Annotated in this window: 21 protein-coding genes and 2 tRNA genes; 14 read left to right on the top strand and 9 right to left on the bottom strand. The window is 67.7% G+C overall.

Translation table 11 applies throughout. The features are described 5' to 3' along the window. Nucleotides 1-30: 30 nt before the first annotated feature. Complete coding sequence (locus DMC64_RS26995) at nt 31-900, top strand: bifunctional 2-polyprenyl-6-hydroxyphenol methylase/3-demethylubiquinol 3-O-methyltransferase UbiG (RefSeq protein WP_125735775.1); 870 nt, start codon at nt 31-33, stop codon at nt 898-900. Then, nucleotides 897-1,076 carry a hypothetical protein gene (locus tag DMC64_RS26990; protein WP_037345931.1) on the top strand — a complete coding sequence of 60 codons (180 nt, stop codon included), beginning with the start codon at nt 897-899 and terminating at the stop codon, nt 1,074-1,076. The genes DMC64_RS26995 and DMC64_RS26990 overlap by 4 nt, the downstream gene beginning before the upstream one ends. A 5-nt stretch (nt 1,077-1,081) precedes the next feature. Here the strand turns inward: DMC64_RS26990 and DMC64_RS26985 are convergent, their stop codons facing one another. From DMC64_RS26985 to DMC64_RS26975, 3 genes are all read right to left on the bottom strand, one after another. Beyond that, nucleotides 1,082-1,993: a hypothetical protein gene (locus tag DMC64_RS26985; protein ID WP_125735817.1), complete on the bottom strand. Its 912-nt coding sequence runs from the start codon at nt 1,991-1,993 to the stop codon at nt 1,082-1,084. A gap of 142 nt (nt 1,994-2,135) precedes the next feature. Next, on the bottom strand, nt 2,136-3,476 hold the full coding sequence (locus DMC64_RS26980) for an AarF/ABC1/UbiB kinase family protein (protein WP_125735774.1): 1,341 nt from the start codon (nt 3,474-3,476) through the stop codon (nt 2,136-2,138). Nucleotides 3,477-3,553: 77 nt separating this feature from the next. Continuing rightward, entirely contained in the window at nt 3,554-4,588 is a 1,035-nt protein-coding gene (locus tag DMC64_RS26975; RefSeq protein ID WP_125735773.1) for a hypothetical protein, read from the bottom strand. Between the two features lie 163 nt (nt 4,589-4,751). Here DMC64_RS26975 and DMC64_RS26970 point away from each other — a divergent pair, with 163 nt between their 5' ends. Beyond that, the gene (locus DMC64_RS26970) at nt 4,752-5,315 is read left to right on the top strand and encodes a M48 family metallopeptidase (RefSeq protein ID WP_016331633.1); all 564 of its coding nucleotides are present in this window, start codon (nt 4,752-4,754) and stop codon (nt 5,313-5,315) included. Nucleotides 5,316-5,321: 6 nt separating this feature from the next. Here the strand turns inward: DMC64_RS26970 and DMC64_RS26965 are convergent, their stop codons facing one another. After that, nucleotides 5,322-6,671, bottom strand: a complete 1,350-nt coding sequence (locus DMC64_RS26965) for a zinc-dependent metalloprotease (RefSeq protein WP_125735772.1) — start codon at nt 6,669-6,671, stop codon at nt 5,322-5,324. A gap of 203 nt (nt 6,672-6,874) precedes the next feature. Between DMC64_RS26965 and DMC64_RS26960 the strand changes: the two genes are divergently transcribed. Further along, entirely contained in the window at nt 6,875-7,879 is a 1,005-nt protein-coding gene (locus tag DMC64_RS26960; protein WP_199755109.1) for a PDZ domain-containing protein, read from the top strand. Between the two features lie 88 nt (nt 7,880-7,967). On the opposite strand, the gene DMC64_RS26955 is transcribed toward DMC64_RS26960, so the two are convergent. Beyond that, nucleotides 7,968-8,516 carry a PPA1309 family protein gene (locus DMC64_RS26955; protein ID WP_125735771.1) on the bottom strand — a complete coding sequence of 183 codons (549 nt, stop codon included), beginning with the start codon at nt 8,514-8,516 and terminating at the stop codon, nt 7,968-7,970. Between the two features lie 156 nt (nt 8,517-8,672). Between DMC64_RS26955 and DMC64_RS26950 the strand changes: the two genes are divergently transcribed. Then, the gene (locus tag DMC64_RS26950) at nt 8,673-11,666 is read left to right on the top strand and encodes a UPF0182 family protein (RefSeq protein WP_037345941.1); all 2,994 of its coding nucleotides are present in this window, start codon (nt 8,673-8,675) and stop codon (nt 11,664-11,666) included. A gap of 67 nt (nt 11,667-11,733) precedes the next feature. Next, nucleotides 11,734-11,807: transfer RNA gene (locus DMC64_RS26945), tRNA-Met, on the top strand. 199 nt (nt 11,808-12,006) lie between these two features. Here the strand turns inward: DMC64_RS26945 and DMC64_RS26940 are convergent. After that, entirely contained in the window at nt 12,007-13,458 is a 1,452-nt protein-coding gene (locus DMC64_RS26940) for an FAD-dependent monooxygenase (RefSeq protein WP_125735816.1), read from the bottom strand. A 92-nt stretch (nt 13,459-13,550) separates the two neighbouring features. Between DMC64_RS26940 and DMC64_RS26935 the strand changes: the two genes are divergently transcribed. The 8 genes from DMC64_RS26935 to DMC64_RS26900 all read left to right on the top strand — a co-directional run bounded on the left by DMC64_RS26935 (nt 13,551) and on the right by DMC64_RS26900 (nt 19,449). Beyond that, nucleotides 13,551-14,144 carry a TetR/AcrR family transcriptional regulator C-terminal domain-containing protein gene (locus tag DMC64_RS26935; protein WP_125735770.1) on the top strand — a complete coding sequence of 198 codons (594 nt, stop codon included), beginning with the start codon at nt 13,551-13,553 and terminating at the stop codon, nt 14,142-14,144. Nucleotides 14,145-14,227: 83 nt separating this feature from the next. Continuing rightward, nucleotides 14,228-14,301, top strand: a tRNA-Met gene (locus tag DMC64_RS26930). A 279-nt stretch (nt 14,302-14,580) separates the two neighbouring features. Next, entirely contained in the window at nt 14,581-15,081 is a 501-nt protein-coding gene (locus DMC64_RS26925) for a PadR family transcriptional regulator (protein WP_016331641.1), read from the top strand. 66 nt (nt 15,082-15,147) lie between these two features. Continuing rightward, on the top strand, nt 15,148-16,251 hold the full coding sequence (prfB, locus tag DMC64_RS26920) for a peptide chain release factor 2 (RefSeq protein ID WP_037345950.1): 1,104 nt from the start codon (nt 15,148-15,150) through the stop codon (nt 16,249-16,251). Between the two features lie 135 nt (nt 16,252-16,386). Continuing rightward, nucleotides 16,387-17,076 carry a cell division ATP-binding protein FtsE gene (gene ftsE / locus DMC64_RS26915; RefSeq protein ID WP_005168409.1) on the top strand — a complete coding sequence of 230 codons (690 nt, stop codon included), beginning with the start codon at nt 16,387-16,389 and terminating at the stop codon, nt 17,074-17,076. A gap of 51 nt (nt 17,077-17,127) precedes the next feature. Continuing rightward, on the top strand, nt 17,128-18,021 hold the full coding sequence (ftsX, locus tag DMC64_RS26910; RefSeq protein ID WP_038518756.1) for a permease-like cell division protein FtsX: 894 nt from the start codon (nt 17,128-17,130) through the stop codon (nt 18,019-18,021). Between the two features lie 52 nt (nt 18,022-18,073). Further along, complete coding sequence (smpB, locus tag DMC64_RS26905) at nt 18,074-18,556, top strand: SsrA-binding protein SmpB (RefSeq protein WP_037345953.1); 483 nt, start codon at nt 18,074-18,076, stop codon at nt 18,554-18,556. Next, nucleotides 18,553-19,449, top strand: coding sequence for an amidohydrolase family protein (locus DMC64_RS26900; RefSeq protein ID WP_125735769.1), 897 nt, complete (start codon nt 18,553-18,555; stop codon nt 19,447-19,449). The genes smpB and DMC64_RS26900 overlap by 4 nt, the downstream gene beginning before the upstream one ends. On the opposite strand, the gene DMC64_RS26895 is transcribed toward DMC64_RS26900, so the two are convergent. The 3 genes from DMC64_RS26895 to DMC64_RS26885 all read right to left on the bottom strand — a co-directional run bounded on the left by DMC64_RS26895 (nt 19,439) and on the right by DMC64_RS26885 (nt 21,815). Continuing rightward, nucleotides 19,439-20,764, bottom strand: coding sequence for an acyltransferase (locus tag DMC64_RS26895; RefSeq protein ID WP_037345957.1), 1,326 nt, complete (start codon nt 20,762-20,764; stop codon nt 19,439-19,441). The two genes, DMC64_RS26900 and DMC64_RS26895, sit on opposite strands and share 11 nt — an antisense overlap. A gap of 93 nt (nt 20,765-20,857) precedes the next feature. After that, nucleotides 20,858-21,091, bottom strand: coding sequence for a hypothetical protein (locus DMC64_RS26890; RefSeq protein ID WP_037345959.1), 234 nt, complete (start codon nt 21,089-21,091; stop codon nt 20,858-20,860). Between the two features lie 82 nt (nt 21,092-21,173). Next, a complete protein-coding gene (locus DMC64_RS26885) occupies nt 21,174-21,815 on the bottom strand; it encodes a response regulator transcription factor (RefSeq protein ID WP_038518748.1) in 642 nt (213 codons plus the stop codon). Nucleotides 21,816-21,822: the final 7 nt, after the last annotated feature.

Raw genomic sequence — 21,822 nt, 5'->3', positions numbered from 1 at the left:
GGGTGGGGCGGCTTGGTGTTCACTGGGGGAATGGCCGTACACACGCACGACGACATCGACTGGGCCGATCGGCTTCGATCGCTTCGCATGGCCGAGGCGCTCGACGCCGAGCCGATGCGGGAGGCGGCTCGACGGCTGCTGAAGGGCATGCCGGATAGCCCGACCATCCTCGACGTCGGCTGCGGCGCGGGCGGGATGAGCGTGCTCTTCGCCGAGGAACTCGCTTCCGCCGGTGCCAAGATCGTGCTGGTCGACGCGACCGAGCATCTGCTCGCCGAAGCGCATCGCGTCGTCCGCGCGGCCGCAGGTGACAAGGCCACGGTCGAGACGATCCACGCCGACGTGGCCGATGACGGGCTGGCCGCCAAGCTTCCGCCCGCCGATCTGGTCTGGGCTTCCCGCGTGGTCCATCACCTGCCTGACCAGCAGGCGGCCATCGACACCCTCGCCCGGCTCGCCCGCCCCGGCGGACTGGTCGCCATCTCCGAGGGCGGCCTGGACTTCAACTGTCTCCCCTGGGATCTCGGCATCGGCCGGCCCGGGCTGGAAGAGCGTCTGCTCGCCGCGCGCGGTGAGTGGTTCGCCGAGATGCGGGCAGGGATCCCCGGCTCCGTTTCCATGCCCTACGGCTGGAACATCGCGCTGCAGCGGGCCGGTCTCGCCGACGTCGATTCCTTCGGCGTGCTCATCCACCATCCGGCGCCCGGACCGGAACTGCTGCGCGAGTTCATCATCGAGCGGCTGACCTGGCTGAACGAGGTGGCGAATGATCGCCTCGCCGATGACGACCACGAGACCGTGGCCGCGTTGGTGGATCCGGCGAACCCGGCCTTCCTCGGCGCACGCCAGGACCTGTTTCTGCAGGGCGCGAAGACGATCCATTGCGGGCGTCGATCGTGAACGACCCGGTCGGCTGCTCGTTGTGCGGCCGGATCCGCGGCGTCGACGAGGAGCCGGCGCAGACGCTCGCCTGGGTCTCCACCCGCGAAAAGAACGTCGTGCGCTGGATGTGCCCCGCCTGCGCTCGCCGCCACACCCGCGACATCGAGGGAAAGCTGCCGGACGAGTACTGGTGAATCACTCAGGCGGCGTCGATCCGGCCGATCGTGCGAACCTTCGGTCGCGGTGTCCGCGCCGCTTCGGCGAACGCCCTGACGAGCTCGGCCGCGACTTCCATCGGAACCTTCTTCAGCTGGTCGATGGTGCAGCGGACGAGCACGGTCCCGGTCGCGGTCAGCGCCAGTGGATGGAAATTCGCGGCGCCCTGTTTCGGGGCACGGAACTGCCACGCCATGCCGATGTCGTCCCACCAGGCGTCGGCGGTGCCGATGGGTCGCCCTCGTCGGTCGCAGAGCGTCGTGTTCCAGGACGGCGAGGGCAGCGGGCAGCCGCTGAGGACCTTCTTCGCCAGCCCATGCGCGTACGTCTCTTCGGGATCGACGCGCCGCAAGGCCGCCCGCACCGCGGCTGAGCCCCGTCGGTTGCCGGAATCGAGCTCCTCGCTGAGTTCCTCGAGCGTGCACAGACCCCAATACAGCGGGAGCGCGATCAGCTCGTCTATTCGTGAGGGGTCGAGCTCCAGCCGGGCCAGATCGAGCGCTGCTCTGGCCGGCGGAGCGAACGGAACACCGTCGATCAAGGTCGGCGGCGGCATCCGCGTTGTTCTTCGCGGCAGCATGCCGGGCTCCGCCGGAACGCGCCGGTAGTCGGGGACAAGGAGATGGACCTCTCGAGTGATCGGGCAGTCGACGCCTCGTGCGCGTAGGGCGTCGGCACCCGTCACCACCACGTCCGGCCCGAACCGCGCGACAGCGGCTTGTAGCAGTTGAAGGCGGGTGGGCGCGGTATCGCGCAACAGGATCACACCCGGCATCAGCCTTCGCCAGGGGCCGCCCGGGCCGCAGAGCTTCGCGGCGTAGCGCGCGGTGACGCCCGCCTTGCGCAGCTCGCGGCTGGTGATGATCCCTGACTCGCTGGTGTTACTGAGCGCCATGAGTCGGGCGCTTCGTGTAGTGGTCATGAATCGAGGATGACCGCTGGGCCGACCGGGTGGAACCGCTTCCGCCAACTTGTGGACAACTCGCCCGGGCGAGCCCGTTTACCGCTCAGTCGCACCGTTCCCTGTGGATAACTTCTCAGGCCGCGAAGCCCGGCTGCCAGCGTTCGACGATCGCGCGGGCGGGGATCTCGGCGTCGAGCTGGCAGAGGATGCCGGTCGATCCGGCGGTCACCCGGTGGATCATCAGGTACTCGGGCGGGAGGTTGAGGGAGCGGCCGATCCGGAAATCCCGGCCGCGGGTGTCGCCGACCCGGCCCGCCTGCCGCTGCATCCAGCGGCGGGTGAAGTGGAATGTGTCGCCTGCCAGCGGTTCGGTGAACGGGGCGAGGTAGGCGAGTACGTCGTCGGCGCGCAGATCCGCGTCGGCCCGGATGAAGCCGGACTCCCTGAGCAGCCGCATCAGTTTCGTGGACTCGCCGTCGAGCGCCAGCCGGGTCATCTCGCCGAGATGCTGCGGAATCCCTTCGGGCAGCCGGGACACCCCGCCGAAGTCGATCACGCACAGCCTGCCGTCGGCGGTCAGCATGAAGTTGCCGGGATGGGGGTCCGAATGCAGGAGCCGGGCTCGTTCAGGGGACGAGTAGTGGAACTCGGTGAGCAGGCGGCCGGCGCGGTCCCGCGTCTCCTTGTCGCCGCCGGCGATGATCTTCGAGAGTGGAGTGCCGGTGGCCCACTCCGTGACGACGACCTTCGGCGCGCTGGCGACCACGCGGGGGATCAGGAACCCGGGGACGCCTTCGAACGCCTTCACGAAATCACGCTGGTTCTGGGCTTCCGCCTGGTAATCGAGCTCTTCGTTCATCCGTTCGGCGAGTTCCGCGAGGAGCGGTTTCACCTCGGTTCCCGGCACGAAGGCCTGGAACAACCTGCTGAAACGCTGGAGTTGCCGAAGGTCGCTCCGCAAGGCGTCGTCGGCTCCCGGGTATTGCACCTTGACGGCGACTTCGCGACCGTCGTGCCAGATCGCACGGTGGACCTGGCCGATGCTCGCGGACGCGGCGGGCTCGTCGTCGAAGGCGGCGAAGCGCTGCCGCCAAGTGCGCCCCAGCTGCTCGGCGAGGACCCGATGGGTCTGCCGGGTGGGCATGGGCGGCGCGGCCGCCTGAAGCTTCGTCAGGGCCTCGCGATAGGGCTTCGCCATTTCGTCCGGCACCGCGGCCTCGAAGACGCTCAGCGCCTGGCCGAACTTCATCGCGCCGCCCTTGAGCGTGCCGAGAACCTCGAAAAGCTGCTCCGCCGCCTTGGCCGACAATGTCGCGTTGACCTCTTCGGCGCTTTGCCCGGTCAGCCGCCTGCCCCAGCCGCCGACGGCCCGTCCCGCTATGCCGAGGGGGATACTGGCCAGCTTCGCCGTTCGCGCGGCCCCGTTCCGGGGGATGGCGGCGTCACGGTCCTCGGCGTTGCGGGAGTCGGTCACCTTCGCGATTCTGCCTTGATTCACTGCGCCCGCGCAGCCTGTTGAGGGAGTGGGTGTGGGCTACATCGCTCGCCGTATCACCGGGCGCCGCATCCGCATCCGGTGTGCGGCGGCCAGTCGCGGTGCCGGATCGTGCCGTCGAAGAAGTCGATCTCCAATGTCGCGTTCCAGGCGGGCGGAGCCTGGTCGCCGGGGGACAGAAGCCGCAGGGCCTGCGCGGCGGCCAGCGCGGCGCACGCGTGGACGGCGCCGAGGTCCGGCTGTTGCACCCGGCCCGCGAGCTGGCTCGCCACCCTCGGCCAGGAGTCGTCGCGGCCGGCACGGTGGAGATCGGCGCAGCGCAGGCAACTGCTGCGTCCGGGCACCACGAGCGGTCCGACGATGCCGATCCCGTCCCGGACGCGCACCGGCAGGTGATTGATCCCGTCGCGGACGAGCCCCTCGACCAGCTCGGGAGCCGGTACGACGGCGTCGGTGAGCAGAACGAGTTCCGGGTGGCGATCCGAGTAGAGCCTGGTGGTCGCGATGTCCGTGCCCGCACGGTGCACCACCTGGGCCAGCGCGTCCCGGCGTGGCATGCCGATCTCGGCTTCGGTGTAACCCGAGCCGAGGTCGCCCTCACCGACGACGCCCGAAGCCCGGACGTCGATATGCCCGACGCCGCCTTTGGCGAGCAGGACGGCGAGGGCCGCGGCCAGCCTGCCGTCGCCGTGGATCGCCACCGCGGTGCGCTTGCGGCGTGCGGTCATGGCCGCTTGATGATGGCGGGCTCGTAGCGACCAGAGTCCTGTTTCCGTTCTCGGTCTCGGATACCCGTCGGATCGCCCCGCGTCGGTCACGAGCCCTCGGGCCGTCAGGTCCGTCATCAGGTCCCGCAGCTGTTCGTCGTGTTCGCTCTGCGCGAGCACGATGTCGTCCGCGGCCCGGTTTCCGTCCAGGTCGCGCAGTGCCGTGGCCACCTCGGTGGCGACGCCGGCGACGACCACGGCGTGGGCGGGGTCGAGGCCGATCTGGATCTCGCCGTTCCCGCGTTCCAGCACATCCAGGCCGGGAAGCAGGGCGGGGAAGGCGGGAAGGAGGATCGATCGCAGATCGGGTTCGCGCAGGTTCATGATCGCAGGATCGCACTCGCCCGCAGCCTCGCCGCCCGAAAGAACGCGAGTTATCCACAGGTTGGCCCCGTTGTGGACAACTGGAGGCTGTGACCTTTCGGCTCTCGGAGTTGTCGGTGACTGGCCTTACCGTGGTCGAGTGGTCGAAGCACGGACGCCCTCGTTGAGGGGCCGGGACACGACGAATCCGTCGGACACTCCCGAACACAAGGTCGAGGTACGGCGTAGCCAACGCCGTCACCGGACCGTCACCGCGTACTGGGACGAGGACACCCTCGTCGTGCTGATCCCTGCCCGGATGACCCGGGCCGAGGAGAAGCACTGGGTTGCCGAGATGCAGCGCAAGCTGCTGCGTAAGGGCCCGCGGCAGGCCGCGCCGCCGAAGGCCTCCGACGAGGCGCTGCTGGCGCGCTGCGCCGTGCTCTCGGCGAAGTATCTGGACGGAAAGGCGATACCCGCGAGCGTTCGCTGGGTGCCGCCGATGAGGACGAGGTGGGCGTCCTGCACGCCGGTCGACGCGACGATCAGGGTCAGCGATCGTCTGCGCCGGGTGCCGGGATGGGTGCTGGACTACGTCCTCGTGCACGAACTCGCGCATTTGAAGGAACCAGGGCACAACGCGGCGTTCTGGGAGCTCGTTCGCCGTTATCCCAAGACCGAACGCGCCATCGGCTACCTGGAGGGCCTGTCCTCCGCCGCCGGTTGGGGCATCGCGGCGGAGGACTGACGTGCCTCAGTTCTCGTCTTCGTCGCCCTTGGGCTTGTTCTTCTCGCGCTCGGCGCGTTCGATCTCGGCGATCGGGTCGATGCCTTCGAGCGTCGACTCGCCGTCGCCGAGGCGTTCGGAGAAGTCGAGCGGCTCGTCGAGGTCTTCGGCGGTCGGCATCAGGTCGGGGTGGGACCAGAGGCCGTCCCGCTTCTCGATGCCGTGCTGGTCGCCGACGAGCTTCCACAACGAGGACGCCGCCCGCATCCGCCTGGGGCGGAGCTCGAGCCCGACCAAGGTGGCGAAGGTCTGCTCGGCGGGGCCGCCGGTGGCCCGGCGGCGGCGCAGCGTCTCCCGGAGCGCGTCCGCGCCCGGCAGCCGGTCGCCGATGGCCTCGGCGACCACGACGTCGACCCAGCCTTCGACCAGTGCGAGCAGGGTTTCCAGGCGGTTCAGCGCCGCCTTCTGCTCGGGCGAGGTCTGCGGCTCGAGCAGGCCGGAGGACATGGCCTCTTCGATGCTGGCCGGGTTCGACGGGTCGATCCGGCCGGCGAGCTGTTCGAGCGCCGACGTGTCGACGGAGATGCCGTTCGCGAACTCCTCGACCGTGGCCAGCAGCCGCTGCCGCAGCCAGGGCACGTGGGCGAACAGCCGCTGGTGGGCGGCCTCGCGTGCGGCGATGAAGACCAGCACCTCGCTGGTCGGCAGCTCCAGGCCCTCGGTGAACTTCTCGATGTTGGCAGGCAACAGCGCGGAAGTGGCCGCGGGGCCCAGCGGAAGGCCGACCTCGGTGGAGGTGAGCACTTCGGAAGCCAACTGAGCCAAGGCGTTGCCGAGCTGGGAGCCGAAGGCCATCCCGCCCATCTGCCCCATCATCGAGAGCAGAGGACCGGCGGCCTGCTTGGCCTCTTCGGGCAGGGCCTGGACCCACGCACCCGAAACCTGCTGGGCGACGGGGTCGCAGAGGCGCTGCCAGGTCGGCAGGGTCTTTTCGACCCAGGTGCGCGCGGACCATGCGACGGTCGAGGTGGCTCCGGCGGGCAGGATCGTCGCGGCGTCGAGCCACAGCTCGGCCAGGTGGGCGGCGTCACGGACGGCCGTGCTCGAGTCACCGCCACTGGACGACGAGAAGCCGAGCTTGACGTCTCCGCTATCGCTGCTGCTGAGGTTCTGCAACGCGATCTGTTTCGCCAGGTCGTAGTTGACCGGCCCGGTCGAGCTGCCGGCCTGGCTGAGCATCTGGCCCAGCTGGCTGAGCATCTGACCGAGCTGATTGAAGGCCTCGGCGCCGGAGGGCTGGCCGCCGGAATCCGACGGCTCGTTCTCGCCTCGTTTGTCGGGATCGGGCGGTCCGAAGCCGAACGGGGGTTTGCTCATGGCACCACCGTACGCGGGTCCTGGGATTCACAGCTCGTCAAGTGGAGTGATGAGCGTGGCCTTCACCGAGAAGCGAACACAGTCACCGTACGCTGTCACGCGTGACAGAGCCCTCGGAGGAGACCACAGGAGCGCGGAGCCGTTCGGGCTCCGCGGGTGACCAGGACCGCTCCGAACGGCGGCTGACCCGGCGCGGCTGGACGCTGCTGGTCAGCGGCGCGCTGTTCGTCGCCTTCGCGCTGGTCGGGTTCTTCATCCCGGTGCCGTATGTGGCGATCAGTCCCGGCCCGACCTACGACACGCTCGGCAAGGACGCCGCCGGGCAGTCCGTGATCCAGGTCAACGGGCACGAGATCTTCCAGACATCCGGCGAGCTGCGGATGACGACGGTCTCCCTGCGCGATGGCGGCATCACGCTGTTCAACGCGCTCGGGCTCTGGGCGAGCGGCCGGTACGCGCTGGCGCCGCGCGAGGAGTACTTCAAGCCCGGCGAGACCAACGAGCAGGTCCGCCAGGAGAACATCCAGCAGCTGCAGGACTCGCAGACCGCCGCCCAGGTCGCCGCGCTGCGGCGCAAGTTCCCGGTGAAGGTGCTCGCGAAAACGATCGTCTCCGGCAGCCCCGCGGACAAGGTGCTCGCCCCGGGGGACCGGCTGCTGGTGGTCAACGGGGCGACGGTCAAGGAGGCGACCGACGTGCGGGCCGCTCTGAACGGCACGAAGCCCGGACAGACGGTCCAGATCACTTTCAAATCCGATGGGCAGGCCGAACGCACCGTGCCGCTCACGCTCGCGCAGCGGCCCGACGGGCCGGAAGGCTTCATGGGCCTGACCGCCGTGGACCGCGCGGATGTTCCCTTCGACGTGAAGATCTCGCTGCAGGACGTCGGCGGCCCGTCGGCGGGGCTGATGTTCGCGCTCGCGATCGTCGACAAGATGGAGCCCGGCGACCTCGCCGGTGGCAGGCACATCGCCGGAACGGGCGAGATCTCGGAGAAGGGCGTCGTCGGCGCGATCGGCGGCATCTCGTTCAAGGTGGTCGGCGCCCGCGAGGCCGGCGCGACCGACTTCCTCGTGCCCGCGCACAACTGCGCCGAGGCGAAGACCGCCGCGCCCGATGGGCTGAACCTGATCAAGGTTTCGACGCTGGACGAGGCGATCACTCAGCTCGAGAACCTCAAGGCGGGACGGCCCACCGCCTCCTGCTGACCGCCGGGGGAGCAAGGGACCTTTGCTATCGCCCGGTGTGCGTCTCGGGCCGGGTGGTAGCAAAGGTCCCTTGCTCTCTTTTCGCAGGTCAGGGGAGCAGGGTTGCCTTCAGGGCTTCCAGCAGGTTGGGCGCCAGCTCCGGGTTCTCGATGATCTCGTCGACAGGGACGTCGCCGGGTTCTTCGGCCTTCCCGACGCCGCGAAGCCGCATGACGCAGGCTCCGGCACCATCCCGCAGGACGGCCGCGACGAGCCGGGCCTCGGTCCGGCGCGGGTGGTCGGCGGCCGCCTGACGCAGGCGTTCGGCATCGGTCTCGGGCACGACGGGAAGCTCGGCTTCGGCGTCCGGCGGCAGCACGATGATCTCCTGCGCGAGCGCGCAGCCCAGGACCAGATCGGGCCACGCGATCTGAGCGAGCGCCTCACCCAGGTCACCATCCGGCAGCGACTCCTGCGCGACCGGCGTCAGCGGGGCCGACGGATCGAGCTGTCCGGCCAGTTCGGGCTGCTCGTCCAGCAGCGCCGCGGTCGGGACCAGCGCGAACAACTGCGGCGGCTGATCCCATCCTCCGGAGGCGACGAACTCCTCGACTTCGCGGGCCAGGCCGGCCACGCCCTGCTGCTCACTCGGTGCCATTGCCACATCGTTCCAGGCGGCCGGGACGGCGGCGTCCCGAGTCCGGTTTGGGCGGGTTCCGGGAACTTCCGACGGCATCCGTAGAGTTAGAGCATCAGGGGCCGCACGCGGTACGCGCGCCCCTGCGAAAAGTTCACCAAACCAGGAGCGTGTGCAGTGGCCACTCGGCCCCCCGTGAGCCTGCCGAAGCTGTCCCGGCGCAGCCGGATCCTGCTCATCATCGCCGCCGTAGTCATCCTGGCCCTGCTGCTGGGCGCGAGACTGCTGGACACCTATGTCGACTGGTTGTGGTTCGGCGAGGTCGGCGCCCGGACGGTCTTCAGCACGGTGTTGATCACCCGTGTCGTCTTGTTCTTCGCCGTCGGGCTCCTGGTGGGAGGCTCGCTCGCGATCAGTTTGATGATCGCGTACCGGTCGAGGCCCGTCTTCGTGCCGATTTCCGGCAACGACGACCCGCTCGCCCGCTATCGGTCGGCGATCGTCGGCCGGATCCGGCTTTTCGGTATCGGCATCCCGGTGCTCACCGGGCTCATCGCCGGCGCCTCCGCGCAGGGCGACTGGCAGGTCGTGCAGCTGTTCCTGAACGGCACGCGCTTCGGGCAGACCGATCCCGAATTCGGCAACGACGTCGGCTTCTACGCTTTCGACCTGCCGTTCTACAACTGGCTCCTGGGCTGGCTGTTCATCTCCGTCGTCATCGCGTTCTTCGGCGCGTTGATCTCCCACTACATCTTCGGTGGCATCCGGCTCGCGGGTAAGGGCGGCCAGCTCGCCGGCCCGACCCGTGCCCAGCTCGCGATCACCATCGGCATCTTCGTGCTGCTGAAGGCCGTCGAGTACTTCTTCGATCGCTACAACCTGCTGCTCTCCGACAGGGGTGCGCCGCTCTTCGTCGGTGCGACCTACACCGACCTGAACGCGGTCCTGCCCGCGAAGCTGATCCTGCTGTGCATCTCGGTGATCTGTGCCGTCGCCTTCTTCGCTGGCGCGTTCCTGCGCAACCTGCAGCTTCCCGCGATCGCGCTGGTGCTGCTGATCCTGTCGAACGTGCTCGTCGGTGTCGCGTGGCCCGCCGTGCTCGACCAGTTCTCGGTGCGCCCCAACGCGAACGAGAAGGAGTCCGCGTCGATCCAGCGCAACATGGACGCGACCCGCCAGGCGTTCGGCCTGACCAACGTCGAGTACAAGGACTACACCGGAAAGTCCGAGGCGACCTCCGCGGAGATCAAGGCGGACAAGGGGACCGTCCCGAACATCCGGCTCCTCGACCCGAACATCCTCAGCGACACCTTCACTCAGCGCGTCGGCCGTGAGAACTTCTACGGCTTCCCGTCGAAGCTGGACATCGACCGCTACACCCTCAACGGGGTCACGCAGGACTACATCGTCGCGGCCAAGGAGATCAAGACCGAGGGCCTGACCGGCAACCAGACGAACTGGATCAACAAGCACCTCGTCTACACGCACGGAAACGGCTTCGTCGCCGCGCCGGCCAACACGATCGACCGCGCGCTGAAGGACGCCAACTCCGACGGCGGTTACCCCATCGCCACCACCAGCGACACCCAGAACCCGACGGGCGCCGGTTCGACCGACCCGAACAAGCCGGGCATCAAGGTGGACGAGCCGCGCATCTACTACGGCGAGCTGGCGACCGACGCCGCGTACGCGATCGTCGGAGGCAAGGCGGGACAGGCGCCCGGCGAGTACGACACCGCCGTCGACCGCGGCTACATCTACAAGGGCTCCGGCGGCGTGCCGATCGACAACTGGTTCAACCGGCTCGTCTTCGCCGCCGAGTACGGCGAGCGGAACATCCTCTTCTCCGACGCCATCGGCGACGGATCCAAGATCATGTTCAACCGCGAGCCTCGGGATCGTGTCGCCAAGGTCGCCCCGTGGCTGACCCTCGACGGTGACCCGTATCCGGCGGTCGTCAACGGCAAGATCATCTGGATCGTCGACGGCTACACCACGATGAACAACTTCCCGTACGCCCAGCAGACCCAGCTCGGCCAGGCGACCAACGACTCGCTCAGCGGCACCACCCGCCAGGCGAACTCCTCGCTCAACTACATCCGCAACTCGGTCAAGGCCACCGTCGACGCGTTCGACGGCACCGTGACCCTGTACGGGGTCGAGGACAACGAGCCGGTGCTGAACGCCTGGAAGAACGTCTTTCCCGGCCTGGTCAAGCCGAGCAGCGAGATCTCGCCGGACCTGCGGTCGCACTTCCGTTACCCCGAAGACCTCTTCAAGGTGCAGCGGGAACTCCTGTCGAAGTACCACGTGAACAACCCGGCGGAGTTCTACGCGCAGCAGGCCTTCTGGAGCGTTCCGCAGGACCCGACGCAGGAAGGCGGCGTGAACGCGTCCGCTTCCGGTGTCGCGAACCAGCCCGGCTACTACGTCCTGGCCACCGCGCCGGGAGACAACAAATCGCGATTCCAGCTCACCAGTTCACTGACCGGTCTCCAACGGCAGTACCTGGCGGCCTGGATGTCGGTGTCCTCGGATCCCGAGGACTACGGGAAGATGCGCGTCCTGAGACTGCCGACAGGCGCCAGCGGATCGACCCAGGTGGACGGTCCCGTCCAGGTCCAGAACAGATTCCAAAGTGACCCGCGGGTCGCGCAGGACCGGACTCTGTTCAACAACCCGAACGTCACCGTCACGTACGGAAACCTGATCACCCTTCCGGTCGCGAACGGCTTCCTCTACGTGGAACCGGTCTACATCCGGCAGCGGAACCAGCTGAGCTATCCGCAGCTGGCGCGGGTCCTGGTCTCCTACGGCACCAAGATCGGTTTCGCGCCGACGCTCAACGAAGCCCTGGATCAGGTCTTCGGGCCGGGCACGGGTTCCGGGGTCACGCCGCCGCAGACCGGAGGCACGCCCGGAACGACCACCCCGCCCCCGGGCACTACGACGCCGCAGCCGCCTGCCACGGGCAACCCGGCGCTCGACAAGGCCGCGGGCGACATGCACGACGCCTGGGTCAAGTTCCGCGCCGCCCAGCAATCCGGCAACTACGCCGACCAGGGTGCCGCCCTGGCCGCACTCGAAGCCGCTTCGAAGGCCTACGAGTCGGCCAAGGCCAACCCGCCGGCGTCCGGTGCGCCCCCGACCTCCGGCCAGCCCGGAGGGTGACGTCGCTTACCTAAAGGGCACCTGCTTTGCGCCTGCTCGAAACGCAGGCGTAAGGTAGGTGTCACGACGCGGGGTGGAGCAGCTCGGTAGCTCGCTGGGCTCATAACCCAGAGGTCGCAGGTTCAAATCCTGTCCCCGCTACAGAGGTTGGAGGCCCGTGCCTGCGGAAAACGCAGGCCGGGCCTCCTTCGCATTTGTCCCGGGGGTCGAACCCCCGGACCCCCGCCAGGAGGGGCTTCGCCCCCCTGGACCCCCCAAGGTGAGTTGGTCGCCTGAGTGCCCAGGGTGACGGTGGTAGCGGGGGGCCTTTGCTACCAGGTGGGGGAGCGGGGGACCTTTGCTACCGCGTGGGGGCGGTCCAGCAGGCGTAGCCATCGGGGCGGTACAGGACGGCTTCGGTGGCGGGCCACGGCAGGGACGTGACCAGCTGGGTGGTCAGGCGCGGCGAGCGGGCCTGGGCCCGGGCGGCGTCGACGTGGGCCGCAGTGGTCGTCAAGAGCACGAAGCCACCGTCGTGAAAGAGCGTGCTCGGGCGAATCGGGCCCGCTTCGGTGTCGAGTTCCTGGTCATTCAGTCGCGAGCCCAGCGCCGGGTGCGACGTCCCGTAGGTCATGTAGCGGATCCCGAGACCGGAGACCATGCCCCCCAAATGCCGATTCACCTCAGGCAGCGTGACCAGGCCGGCGAAAAGGTCGCGAAGCGCGCGAGACTCGTGCGACCGCGGAGTCAGCCCCAGCTGAGCCGCGACGTTGTGCAGCACCTGAGCGCCGACAGGGTGCCGTTCGGCCTCGTAGGTGTCCAGCAGGGCGTCACCGGCCCAGCCACGCACGTTCGCGGCGAGCTTCCAGCCCAGGTTCATGGCGTCCTGCACACCCAGGTTCAACCCCTGGCCGCCTGCCGGGAAATGGATGTGCGCCGCGTCGCCCGCCAGTAGCACCCGTCCGACGCGGTAGTGCTCCGCCTGTCGCGCGGCGTCCGAGAACTGTGACGCCCACCGGATTTCCGACACCGTCGCTGTCTCACCGTACGAGTCGAGCAGCGCCTGCCGGACCTCCTCGTGCGAGATGGCGGACCGGATGTTCTTGGGGCGCGAGGCCCTGTCACCGTAGACGAAACGGTAGAGACCCGGTTCTCCCAACGGAATCAAGCCTTTGAACGTGGTCGCACCGGTCGGCTCGCCGATGTTCCGCATCGTTCGCCACTGTTTTTGCGCACCGGCAGGGATTTCGTCGAACAGGACGTCCGCGACCACGCCGAAGCCTTGACCGTCCACACCGGGAAAGTCCACGTTCAGTCCTTTGCGTACAACACTTCGAGAGCCGTCGCAGCCGACGAGGTACTTCGCGCGCAGCCGGGTTTCGCCACCGTCTGTTCGGTACCGGACAGAGACAGAGTCTTTGTCCTGAACGAAATCGATTACTTCGGCTCCTCGCACTACCTTCGTTCCTTGCGCGGCAAGCCGTTCTTCCAGGTACTCCTCGACCTGGGCCTGCGGAATCCCCATCTGGAAGGGAAATCGAGTGTCCCAGCAGTGGTAGTCGACCGGGATCATCGCGAAGTGTCCGTCCTGCACCGTCGTGAACGAACGCTCTTCGGCGCCGTCCAGAAGCCCGCGCAGCTCCAGTATTTCCGCGGTCCGCGGTTGCAGGTTCAGCGCTTTCGACAGTCCCGTGCGCTCGGGAAGCCGTTCCAGTACCACGACATCGACGCCGGCGAGCGCGAGTTCGTGGGCCAGCATCAGCCCGGTCGGCCCCGCCCCGGCCACGACCACGTCCGTCCCCAGGTTGTCCATACCACTCCTTAACAACGTTAAATTGACCTGCGGCCAGAGTGCCCTTAACATCGTTAAATTGTCAAGGCGTTACCGCTGGGAAGAAGGTAAAAGTGGGTCTGACCAGGCAGGACATCGTCCGCGCCGGGCTGCGGCTGCTCAACGACGTCGGGCTCAACGGGCTGACGCTCCGCCTGATCGCGCAGGAACTGGATGTCAAAGCGCCGGCGCTGTACTGGCACGTGAAGAACAAACAGGAGCTGCTCGACGAGATGGCGACGCAGATGTACGCCGACGCGATGCCGGGCCGGGTGCCGGAAGGCCTGGGGGAGCGGGAATCCCTCGAGGTGGCGTCACGGGCTATGCGCCGGATGATGCTCGCTTACCGTGACGGGGCAAAGGTCTTCTCCGGGACCTTCATGACGGACGACGGCCTGCTCGGTGACAACCCGCTTCAGGCGCGCGTCGACGCGGGGCTCGAACCGTACCTGGCTGGACGAGCGTTGTTCACCGTTTACAGCTACGTCGTCGGCTTCACCATCGAAGAACAGGCCGTTTATCCGGTTCCGGGCGAGCGGGACCCGCGTTACGACGTGACGCCCACCGCGTGGGTCTTCGACGAGGACGTCGAGGGCAGATTCAGTGACGGGCTGACCATGGTGCTCGACGGCGTCTTCGCTTGGCTGGATGACAAAGTCTCGCCATAAGGGCAGGTCAAGGGTGCTTTGGGAAGTTAAGGGCACCCGCCTGAAACCCGGTTTCGCCCCCGTGTAATCTATTGACACAACGACGCGGGGTGGAGCAGCTCGGTAGCTCGCTGGGCTCATAACCCAGAGGTCGCAGGTTCAAATCCTGTCCCCGCTACTGTGAAAACGAAGCGCGGATCTGCGGAAATCGCAGATCCGCGCTTCTTCGTTTTCCGGTTCCGTCGCCCGTGCGCCCTCCGGGGCGATCACTCCCCGTTGTTGGTCGGGGCGGGGGACGCGTACCGCTGTCCGTGGCGAAGGCCGGTTGCGTAGCGTGTTCGGTCCATTGTGGACAGGCGTAGTGCGTTGGGCCGAATGAGCGCATATCACTAGCCACAATGGACAGATGTGTTGACCACAGTGGACACAGGTTCCGAAAAGTGGGACCGTAGAGGACGTGTCCGAATTGAATGCAACAGCCGCCGCACTGCTCGGTCTTCTCCACGACGGTCCCGCCACGGGCGGGCAACTGGTCGCGGGGGCGGGTGAGCGTTTCGGCGCCTTCTTCAGCGTGACTCGCAGCCAGGTGTACCGGGAGCTCCCCGCCTTGTCGAAGGAGGGCCTCGTCCGCCTCGGCAAGCAGGGGCCGCGGTCGAGCCAGCAGTACCTCATCACCGCGGCGGGCAAGAAGGCGTTCAAGACGTGGCTGTCCTCCGAAGCCGGTCCTGACCACCTCCGCAGCCCGCTGATCCTCCGTCTCGTGCACGCCGGTTCGTTGACGGTGAAGCAGCGCGCGACCCTGCTCGAATCGGCCCGCGCGAGCTACACGCAGCAGCTCGACGAGGCCAAGGCCGCCACCAAGGCCGCCGACGGCCCGTACGCCAAGGCGGTCGCCGAGTTCGCTCAGGCGCAGGCCAAAGCCGCACTGAAACTGCTGGATTCCATCCCCCAGTCCTGACCCGGACAGGTGCCCACGGCCGGTTCCCCGCAACCGGTCGTGGGTTTTGCCGTAACCTTGGCCGACGTGAGTGATGAGTTCGATGCGGCACTGAAGGACCTGGCCGGCAAGCTGACGCAGATCGAGTCGGTGATGGACCTGGATGCGCTGCGTGCCCAGGTGGCCGAGCTGGAGGAACAGGCATCCAGCCCGAACCTCTGGGACGACCCCGAAGCGGCGCAGAAGGTCACCAGCCAGTTGTCCCACCGGCAGAGTGAGCTGCGACGCATTTCCGAGCTGCGGCAGCGGCTCGACGACCTGGGCGTCCTCTATGAACTGGCCGAGGCCGAGGGCGACTCCGCCAGTGTGGCCGAGTCCGAGTCCGAGCTCACGGCGCTCACCAAGGACATCGACGGGCTCGAGGTCCGCACCCTGCTGTCGGGTGAATACGACCCGCGGAACGCCGTGGTCACCATCCGGTCCGAAGCGGGCGGTGTCGACGCCGCCGACTGGGCCGAGATGCTGCTCCGGATGTACCTGCGGTGGGCGGAACGCCACAACTACCCGACGGACGTCTACGACATCTCCTACGCCGAAGAAGCGGGCATCAAGTCCGCCACCTTCAAGGTGAGCGCCCCGTACGTCTACGGCACGCTCTCGGTCGAGCAGGGCACGCACCGGCTGGTGCGCATCTCGCCGTTCGACAACCAGAGCCGTCGCCAGACCTCCTTCGCGCACGTCGAGGTGATGCCCGAGGTCGAGGAGGTCGACCACGTCGACATCCCCGAGAAGGACATCCGCGTCGACGTGTACCGCTCGTCCGGGCCCGGTGGCCAGAGCGTCAACACGACGGACTCGGCGGTGCGGATCACACACATCCCGACCGGCGTGGTCGTTTCGTGCCAGAACGAAAAGTCGCAGCTGCAGAACAAGGCGGCCGCGATGAAGGTCCTCCAGGCGCGGCTGCTGCAGAGGAAGAAGGAAGAGGAGCGCGCCGAGATGGACGCGCTGAAGGACGGCGGCTCCAGCTGGGGCAACCAGATGCGCTCCTACGTGCTGCACCCGTACCAGATGGTCAAGGACCTGCGGACCGAGTTCGAGGTCGGCAACCCGTCGTCCGTGCTCGACGGCGAGATCGACGGCTTCCTGGAGGCCGGCATCCGCTGGCGCAAGCAGTCCGGAGCCGCGTAACAACCCTGCGTGAGAGAGCAAGGGACCTTTGCTACCACTTTCCGAAAGAGAGTGATAGCAAAGGTCCCTTGCTCGCTCGGCCGCCGGGACCGGGCTACCCGGGCTTAACGGCGGGCATGGGTAGTATGCCGAACCGTGATCCGGCTCGAAGAGGTTTCCAAGGTCTACAAGACCTCGACCCGTCCCGCCCTTGAGCGGGTGTCGGTCGAGATCGACAAAGGCGAGTTCGTCTTCCTGATCGGTCCCTCGGGATCCGGGAAGTCGACCTTCCTGCGTCTCCTGCTGCGCGAAGAGGTGCCGAGCAAGGGTCGCGTCATGGTCTCCAACTTCGACGTCGCCAAGCTCGCCCGTCGCCGGGTGCCGCGGCTGCGGCAGACCATCGGCTGCGTCTTCCAGGACTTCCGTCTGCTGTCGAACAAGACCGTCGCCGAGAACGTCGCCTTCGCGCTCGAAGTCATCGGCAAGCCGCGCCCCACGATCCGCAAGGTCGTGCCCGAGGTGCTCGAACTCGTCGGCCTCGACGGCAAGGCCGACCGTCTCCCCAACGAACTCTCCGGTGGTGAGCAGCAGCGCGTCGCGATCGCCCGCGCGTTCGTGAACCGCCCGCTCGTGCTGCTCGCCGACGAGCCGACCGGGAACCTGGACCCCGACACCAGCCAGGACATCATGTTGCTGCTGGAGCGGATCAACCGCACCGGCACGACGGTGCTGATGGCCACCCACGACCATTCGATCGTGGACTCGATGCGGCGAAGGGTCGTCGAGCTCCAGCTCGGCAAGGTCATCCGTGACGACGCCCGAGGCGTCTACGGCATCGGCCGCTGACCGGCCCCGCCCTCCTCCGTAACCCACGACTTCCAAGGGACATCAACCCCGATGCGCGCCAGTTTCGTCTTCAGCGAGGTAGTCACCGGCTTGCGCCGGAACGTCACGATGACCATCGCGATGATCCTCACCACCGCGGTCTCCCTCGCCATGCTCGGCTTCGGCCTGCTGGCCGTCGGCACGATCGACAAGATGAAGGCCAACTTCCTCGCCGACGTCGAGGTTTCGGTCTATCTGGTCAACGACATCAGCGCGGGTGACCCGAACTGCTCGCAGTCCGCCTGCCAGACACTGCGTCAGGAACTGCAGGGAAACGAAGGCGTCGAGTCGGTCGTCTTCGAGAACCGCGAGCAGTCCTACGAGCGGTTCAAGAAGATGTTCGAGAGCCAGCCGGAACTGCTCGCGCTCACCGGGCCGGAGGCGCTGCCCGCGTCGCTGCACGTCAAGCTGAAGAACCCCGAGCGCAGCCAGGCGATCATCCAGGAGTACACCGGCAAGCCCGGCGTCTCCAAGGTCGACGACCAGCAGAAGGCGCTGGACCGCGTGTTCAACGCGCTCAACGGGGTGCGGAACCTGGCCTTCGGCGCCGCGCTGATCATGGCCATCGCCGCGCTGTTGCTGATCGCCAACACGATCCAGGTGTCGGCGTTCACCCGGCGCACCGAGGTCGGCATCATGCGGCTGGTCGGTGCGACCCGCTGGTACACGCAGCTGCCGTTCCTCCTGGAGGCGGTGGTCGCCGGCCTGGTCGGTGCCATCATCGGTATCGTCTTCCTGGTGCTCACCAAGGTGCTGTTGCTCGACTTGGTGCTCACCGGTGACGTGTTCCCCGCGGTCGGCATGCTCGAATTGCTGTTCCCGGTGGCGCCGATCCTGCTCGCCGTCTCGATCGTCATTTCGGCGATCACCGGCTACGTGACGCTGCGCCTGTACGTGCGCCACTAGCCGCCCCGATAACCACCTGCCCGAACACAGAAACTCACGTAGAGTCGCCGCTATGCCCAAGGAACGTGGACACAAGGTGATCGTGTCGAACCGCAAGGCTCGCCACGATTACTCCATCCTCGACACCTACGAAGCCGGTCTCGTGCTCGTCGGTACCGAGGTGAAGAGCCTGCGTGAAGGACGGGCATCGCTGGCCGACGCGTTCGCCACGGTGGACGACGGCGAGGTCTGGCTCCGCAACGTGCACATCCCGGAGTACGTGCAGGGCACGTGGACGAACCACACGCCGCGGCGCACCCGGAAACTGCTGCTGCACCGCCAGGAGATCGAGAAGCTCATCGGCAAGACCAAGGAGAGCGGTCTTTCGCTGGTCCCGCTGTCGATGTACTTCAAGGACGGCAAGGTCAAGGTCGAGATCGCGCTGGCGAAGGGCAAGAAGTCCTACGACAAGCGGCAGGACATCGCCAAGCGGGACGCGCAGCGCACCATCAGCCGGGCCATGGGCCGGGCGCTCAAGGGCCGGTACACCGATTGATCCACGGGCCCGCGTCGGACGCCGAGATCCCCGGCTGGCTCTCGGCGCTGGGCATCGACGGGCTTGTCGACCTTCACCTGCATTTCCTGCCGAAGCCGGTCATGGACAAGGTGTGGGCCTACTTCGACCAGGCCGAGGAGCACTACGGCATGGCCTGGCCGGTGCATTACCGCACCACCGAAGAAGAGCGCGTCGAAACCCTGCGGTCTTTCGGCGTGCGCCGGTTCGCGCCGCTGGTGTATCCGCACAAGCCCGGTATGGCCGAATGGCTGACGTCGTGGGCGCTGGAGTTCGCGGACCGCGTCCCGGAGGCGGTGCCGACCGGCACGTTCTACCCGGAGCCCGGTGCGCTGTCCGTTGTGGACGGTGCGCTGCGCGCGGGCGCCCGGTGTTTCAAGGCGCACGTCCAGGTCGGCGCCTACGACCCGCGTGACGAGCTGCTCGACGACGTCTGGGGCGCGCTGGCGGACGCGGGCGTTCCCGTGGTCGTCCACTGTGGACACGGTCCGTTGAGGGGCGCCTACACCGGGCTACGGTTGTTCGAAGAGATCCTGGTGCGGCATCCCAGTCTGACGCTGGTGCTCGCACACGCCGGCATGCCCGAGATCGACTTCGCCTTCGAGCTGGCCGGGAAGTATCCGCGCGTGTACCTCGACACCACGATGGTCGGGGTGGAGTTCACCCTGCGCGGCAATCCGCTTCCGCCGGACTGGCAGGACCTGCTGGCAGAGTTCCCGGATCGCGTCGTGCTCGGCACCGATTTCCCCAACATCCCGTACTCGTACGCCACACAGCTGCAGGCGATCGCCGGCTGGGCCGCCGACGATCGCCTGGGTGAGCCGTTCCTACGGGCGGTGCTGCACGACACCCCCGCGAAACTGCTCAGCGTTTGAGCTGTGCCACCTCGGTGACCGAGACGGCGCGGCCGAGCAGCCGCGTCCCCAGTTCCGAGACCGGGATCTGCTTGCCCGCCAGCAGGAATCCACCCGTCGCCAGCGCCACCCACGGCGCCGGGCCCTGCGCCAGACCATCGCTCAGCGGGGCGAAACCGTGCGCGGCGAGACCGAGCAGGCCGCCGGCGATCGCCAGCCCGGCCACCACGAGCTGAGGTGTGTGCGCGGTCGACGCGGGACCGGAACCCTGCGACTCGAAGCGGGCGAACATCCGCAGCAGGCCGAGGAGCACGAGCCCGCAGGCGCCGAGCCAGGCCGGGAGCATCGTCAGCCACAGCACGGAACCCGGTTCGGGGGTTTCGTAACCGAGGCCGTAGACCGCGACACCGGAGACGACGATCAGCGCCGGCATGTGCCACAGGTAGACGCTCATGAACCGCGGGCCGATCCACTTCAGCGCGGCGTCGAGGTTCGGCCGGGCGGCCAAGGCGTTCAGCTGGGGCTTGAAGGCCAGCAGGAGCCCGATCTGGCCGATCGCGAGGAAGGCCAGCAGCACGGTCGGCGGGCTCATGTTCGACACCGGGGCGCCCGGCATGCCGATCATGCTCGCCGGGTACGGGCCGAAGGCGACCATCAGCGCGGTGATGCCGAAACCGGCTGCGGACATGCCCAGCGCGGCGTTGCGGCTCAGCGACCCGAGACGTCCCTGCGTGTAGTGGAAACCGAGCTGGTGCACGGCCATCCAGACGAAGACGGCGTTCGCGAACCCGATCAGGCCGAGGTCGTTGAAGCGGGCGACGTCCACGAGCACGGCGGCGGCGAGCATCACGAGCGGGACCTTCAAGCCCCAGCGGCGATGTGCCGCGGCCAGCATCGGGGTGAGCAGCACGGTGAGCACGTACACGGCGAGAAACCACAGCAACTGGGCGGCGATCGCGCCGCCGACCTGCAACGGCTGCTCCGGAACGCCCATACCGCGCAGGATGTCCGGGACGAACAGCCAGACGGCCACCAGCGGCAGCACCGGGATCATCAGCCGCTTGAGGCGGGCCGCGAGCCAGGAACGGGAACTTTCCGCCCGGCTCAACGAGATCAGGTTCGCCGCGCCGCCGGCGAAGAAGACGAGCGGCATGACCTGGCTGAGCCAGGTGATGATCCACCAGCCGGGCGTCGCGAGGGCGTTCCCGGTCGAGAGATGGCCGTCGGCGTAGGAGAGCACCGGCATTCCCCAGTGCTGGACGACGACCGCGAGGATCGCGACCGCTCGGACGATGTCCAGGAACCTGTCCCGGCCCTGTTTCCCGCTTGTGTGCATGGAAAAGAGCCTGGTGCTTCGGGTCCGCGAAAACAGCGGTGCGGGCCGCCGTATCGATCTTCCTGTTTTCGCCCTCGGAAGGTGGAGTTTTCCCTACCCCACGCCGTCGGTCTCGGGCTCCGGGAGCGGGGCGGAGCACAGCCGGAACTCCCAGCAGTCGTCTTCGGCGCGGCCGAGTTCGTACCGGGTTTCGATTTTGGGCCCGTCGTGGAGATGGACGTGTTTGAGGACGGTGCCCACGATCGGCTCCGTGTCACCGAGTTCCTGGACGCGGCCGTCGAGCGGCCCGCCGAAGAAGCGGACGCTGCGGGAGGTCCGGTCGGTCATGGGGCCTCCTCGGCTCGGCTCGTTTCCCCACCAACAGTCTGCCCATGTTAGGTGAGTGACCGCTTCGCCACCAAGAGCTACTTCAGCGTCCTAAATAAGTGAGCACCGCGCGGACCCGGCGGTGCTCCACCGAACTCGCTTCGAGCCCGAGCTTCGAGAAGATGTTGCCGATGTGCTTCTCGACCGCGCCGTGCGAGACGACGAGCGAGTTCGCGATCGCGGTGTTCGACAGGCCCTGCGCCATCAGCCCCAGCACCTCGGACTCGCGGGCGGTGAGCGCGTCGAGCGGGTTCTTGCGGCCCCGCGCCATCAGCTGCGCGATGACGTCCGGATCGATGGCCGTGCCGCCGCCGGCGACCCGCTTCACCGCGTCGAGGAAGTCTCCGACGTCGGCGACGCGTTCCTTGAGCAGGTAACCGACTCCGCCCGCGCCACCGGACAGCAGCTCGACGGCGTAGCTCTCTTCGACGTACTGGGAAAGCACGAGGACCGGAAGACCGGGAACGGCCTCACGGGCGCCCAGCGCCGCCCGCAGGCCCTCGTCGGTGAAGGTGGGCGGCATGCGGACGTCGACGATCGCGAGGTCCGGCCGGTGCTCCTTGACCGCGACCAGCAGGTCGTCGCCGTTGTCCACGGCGGCGACCGTCTCGATGTCCTCGTCGGCGAGCAGTCGGATCACCCCCGCGCGCAACAGAACCGCGTCTTCGGCGATGACAACCCGCATGCTGCCC

The sequence above is a fragment of the Amycolatopsis sp. WAC 04197 genome, from assembly GCF_003947475.1.
In the GTDB taxonomy this organism is placed as follows: domain Bacteria; phylum Actinomycetota; class Actinomycetes; order Mycobacteriales; family Pseudonocardiaceae; genus Amycolatopsis; species Amycolatopsis japonica.
Note: the sequence above shows the minus strand (reverse complement) of the source record. Positions and strands in the feature narration are given on the sequence as shown.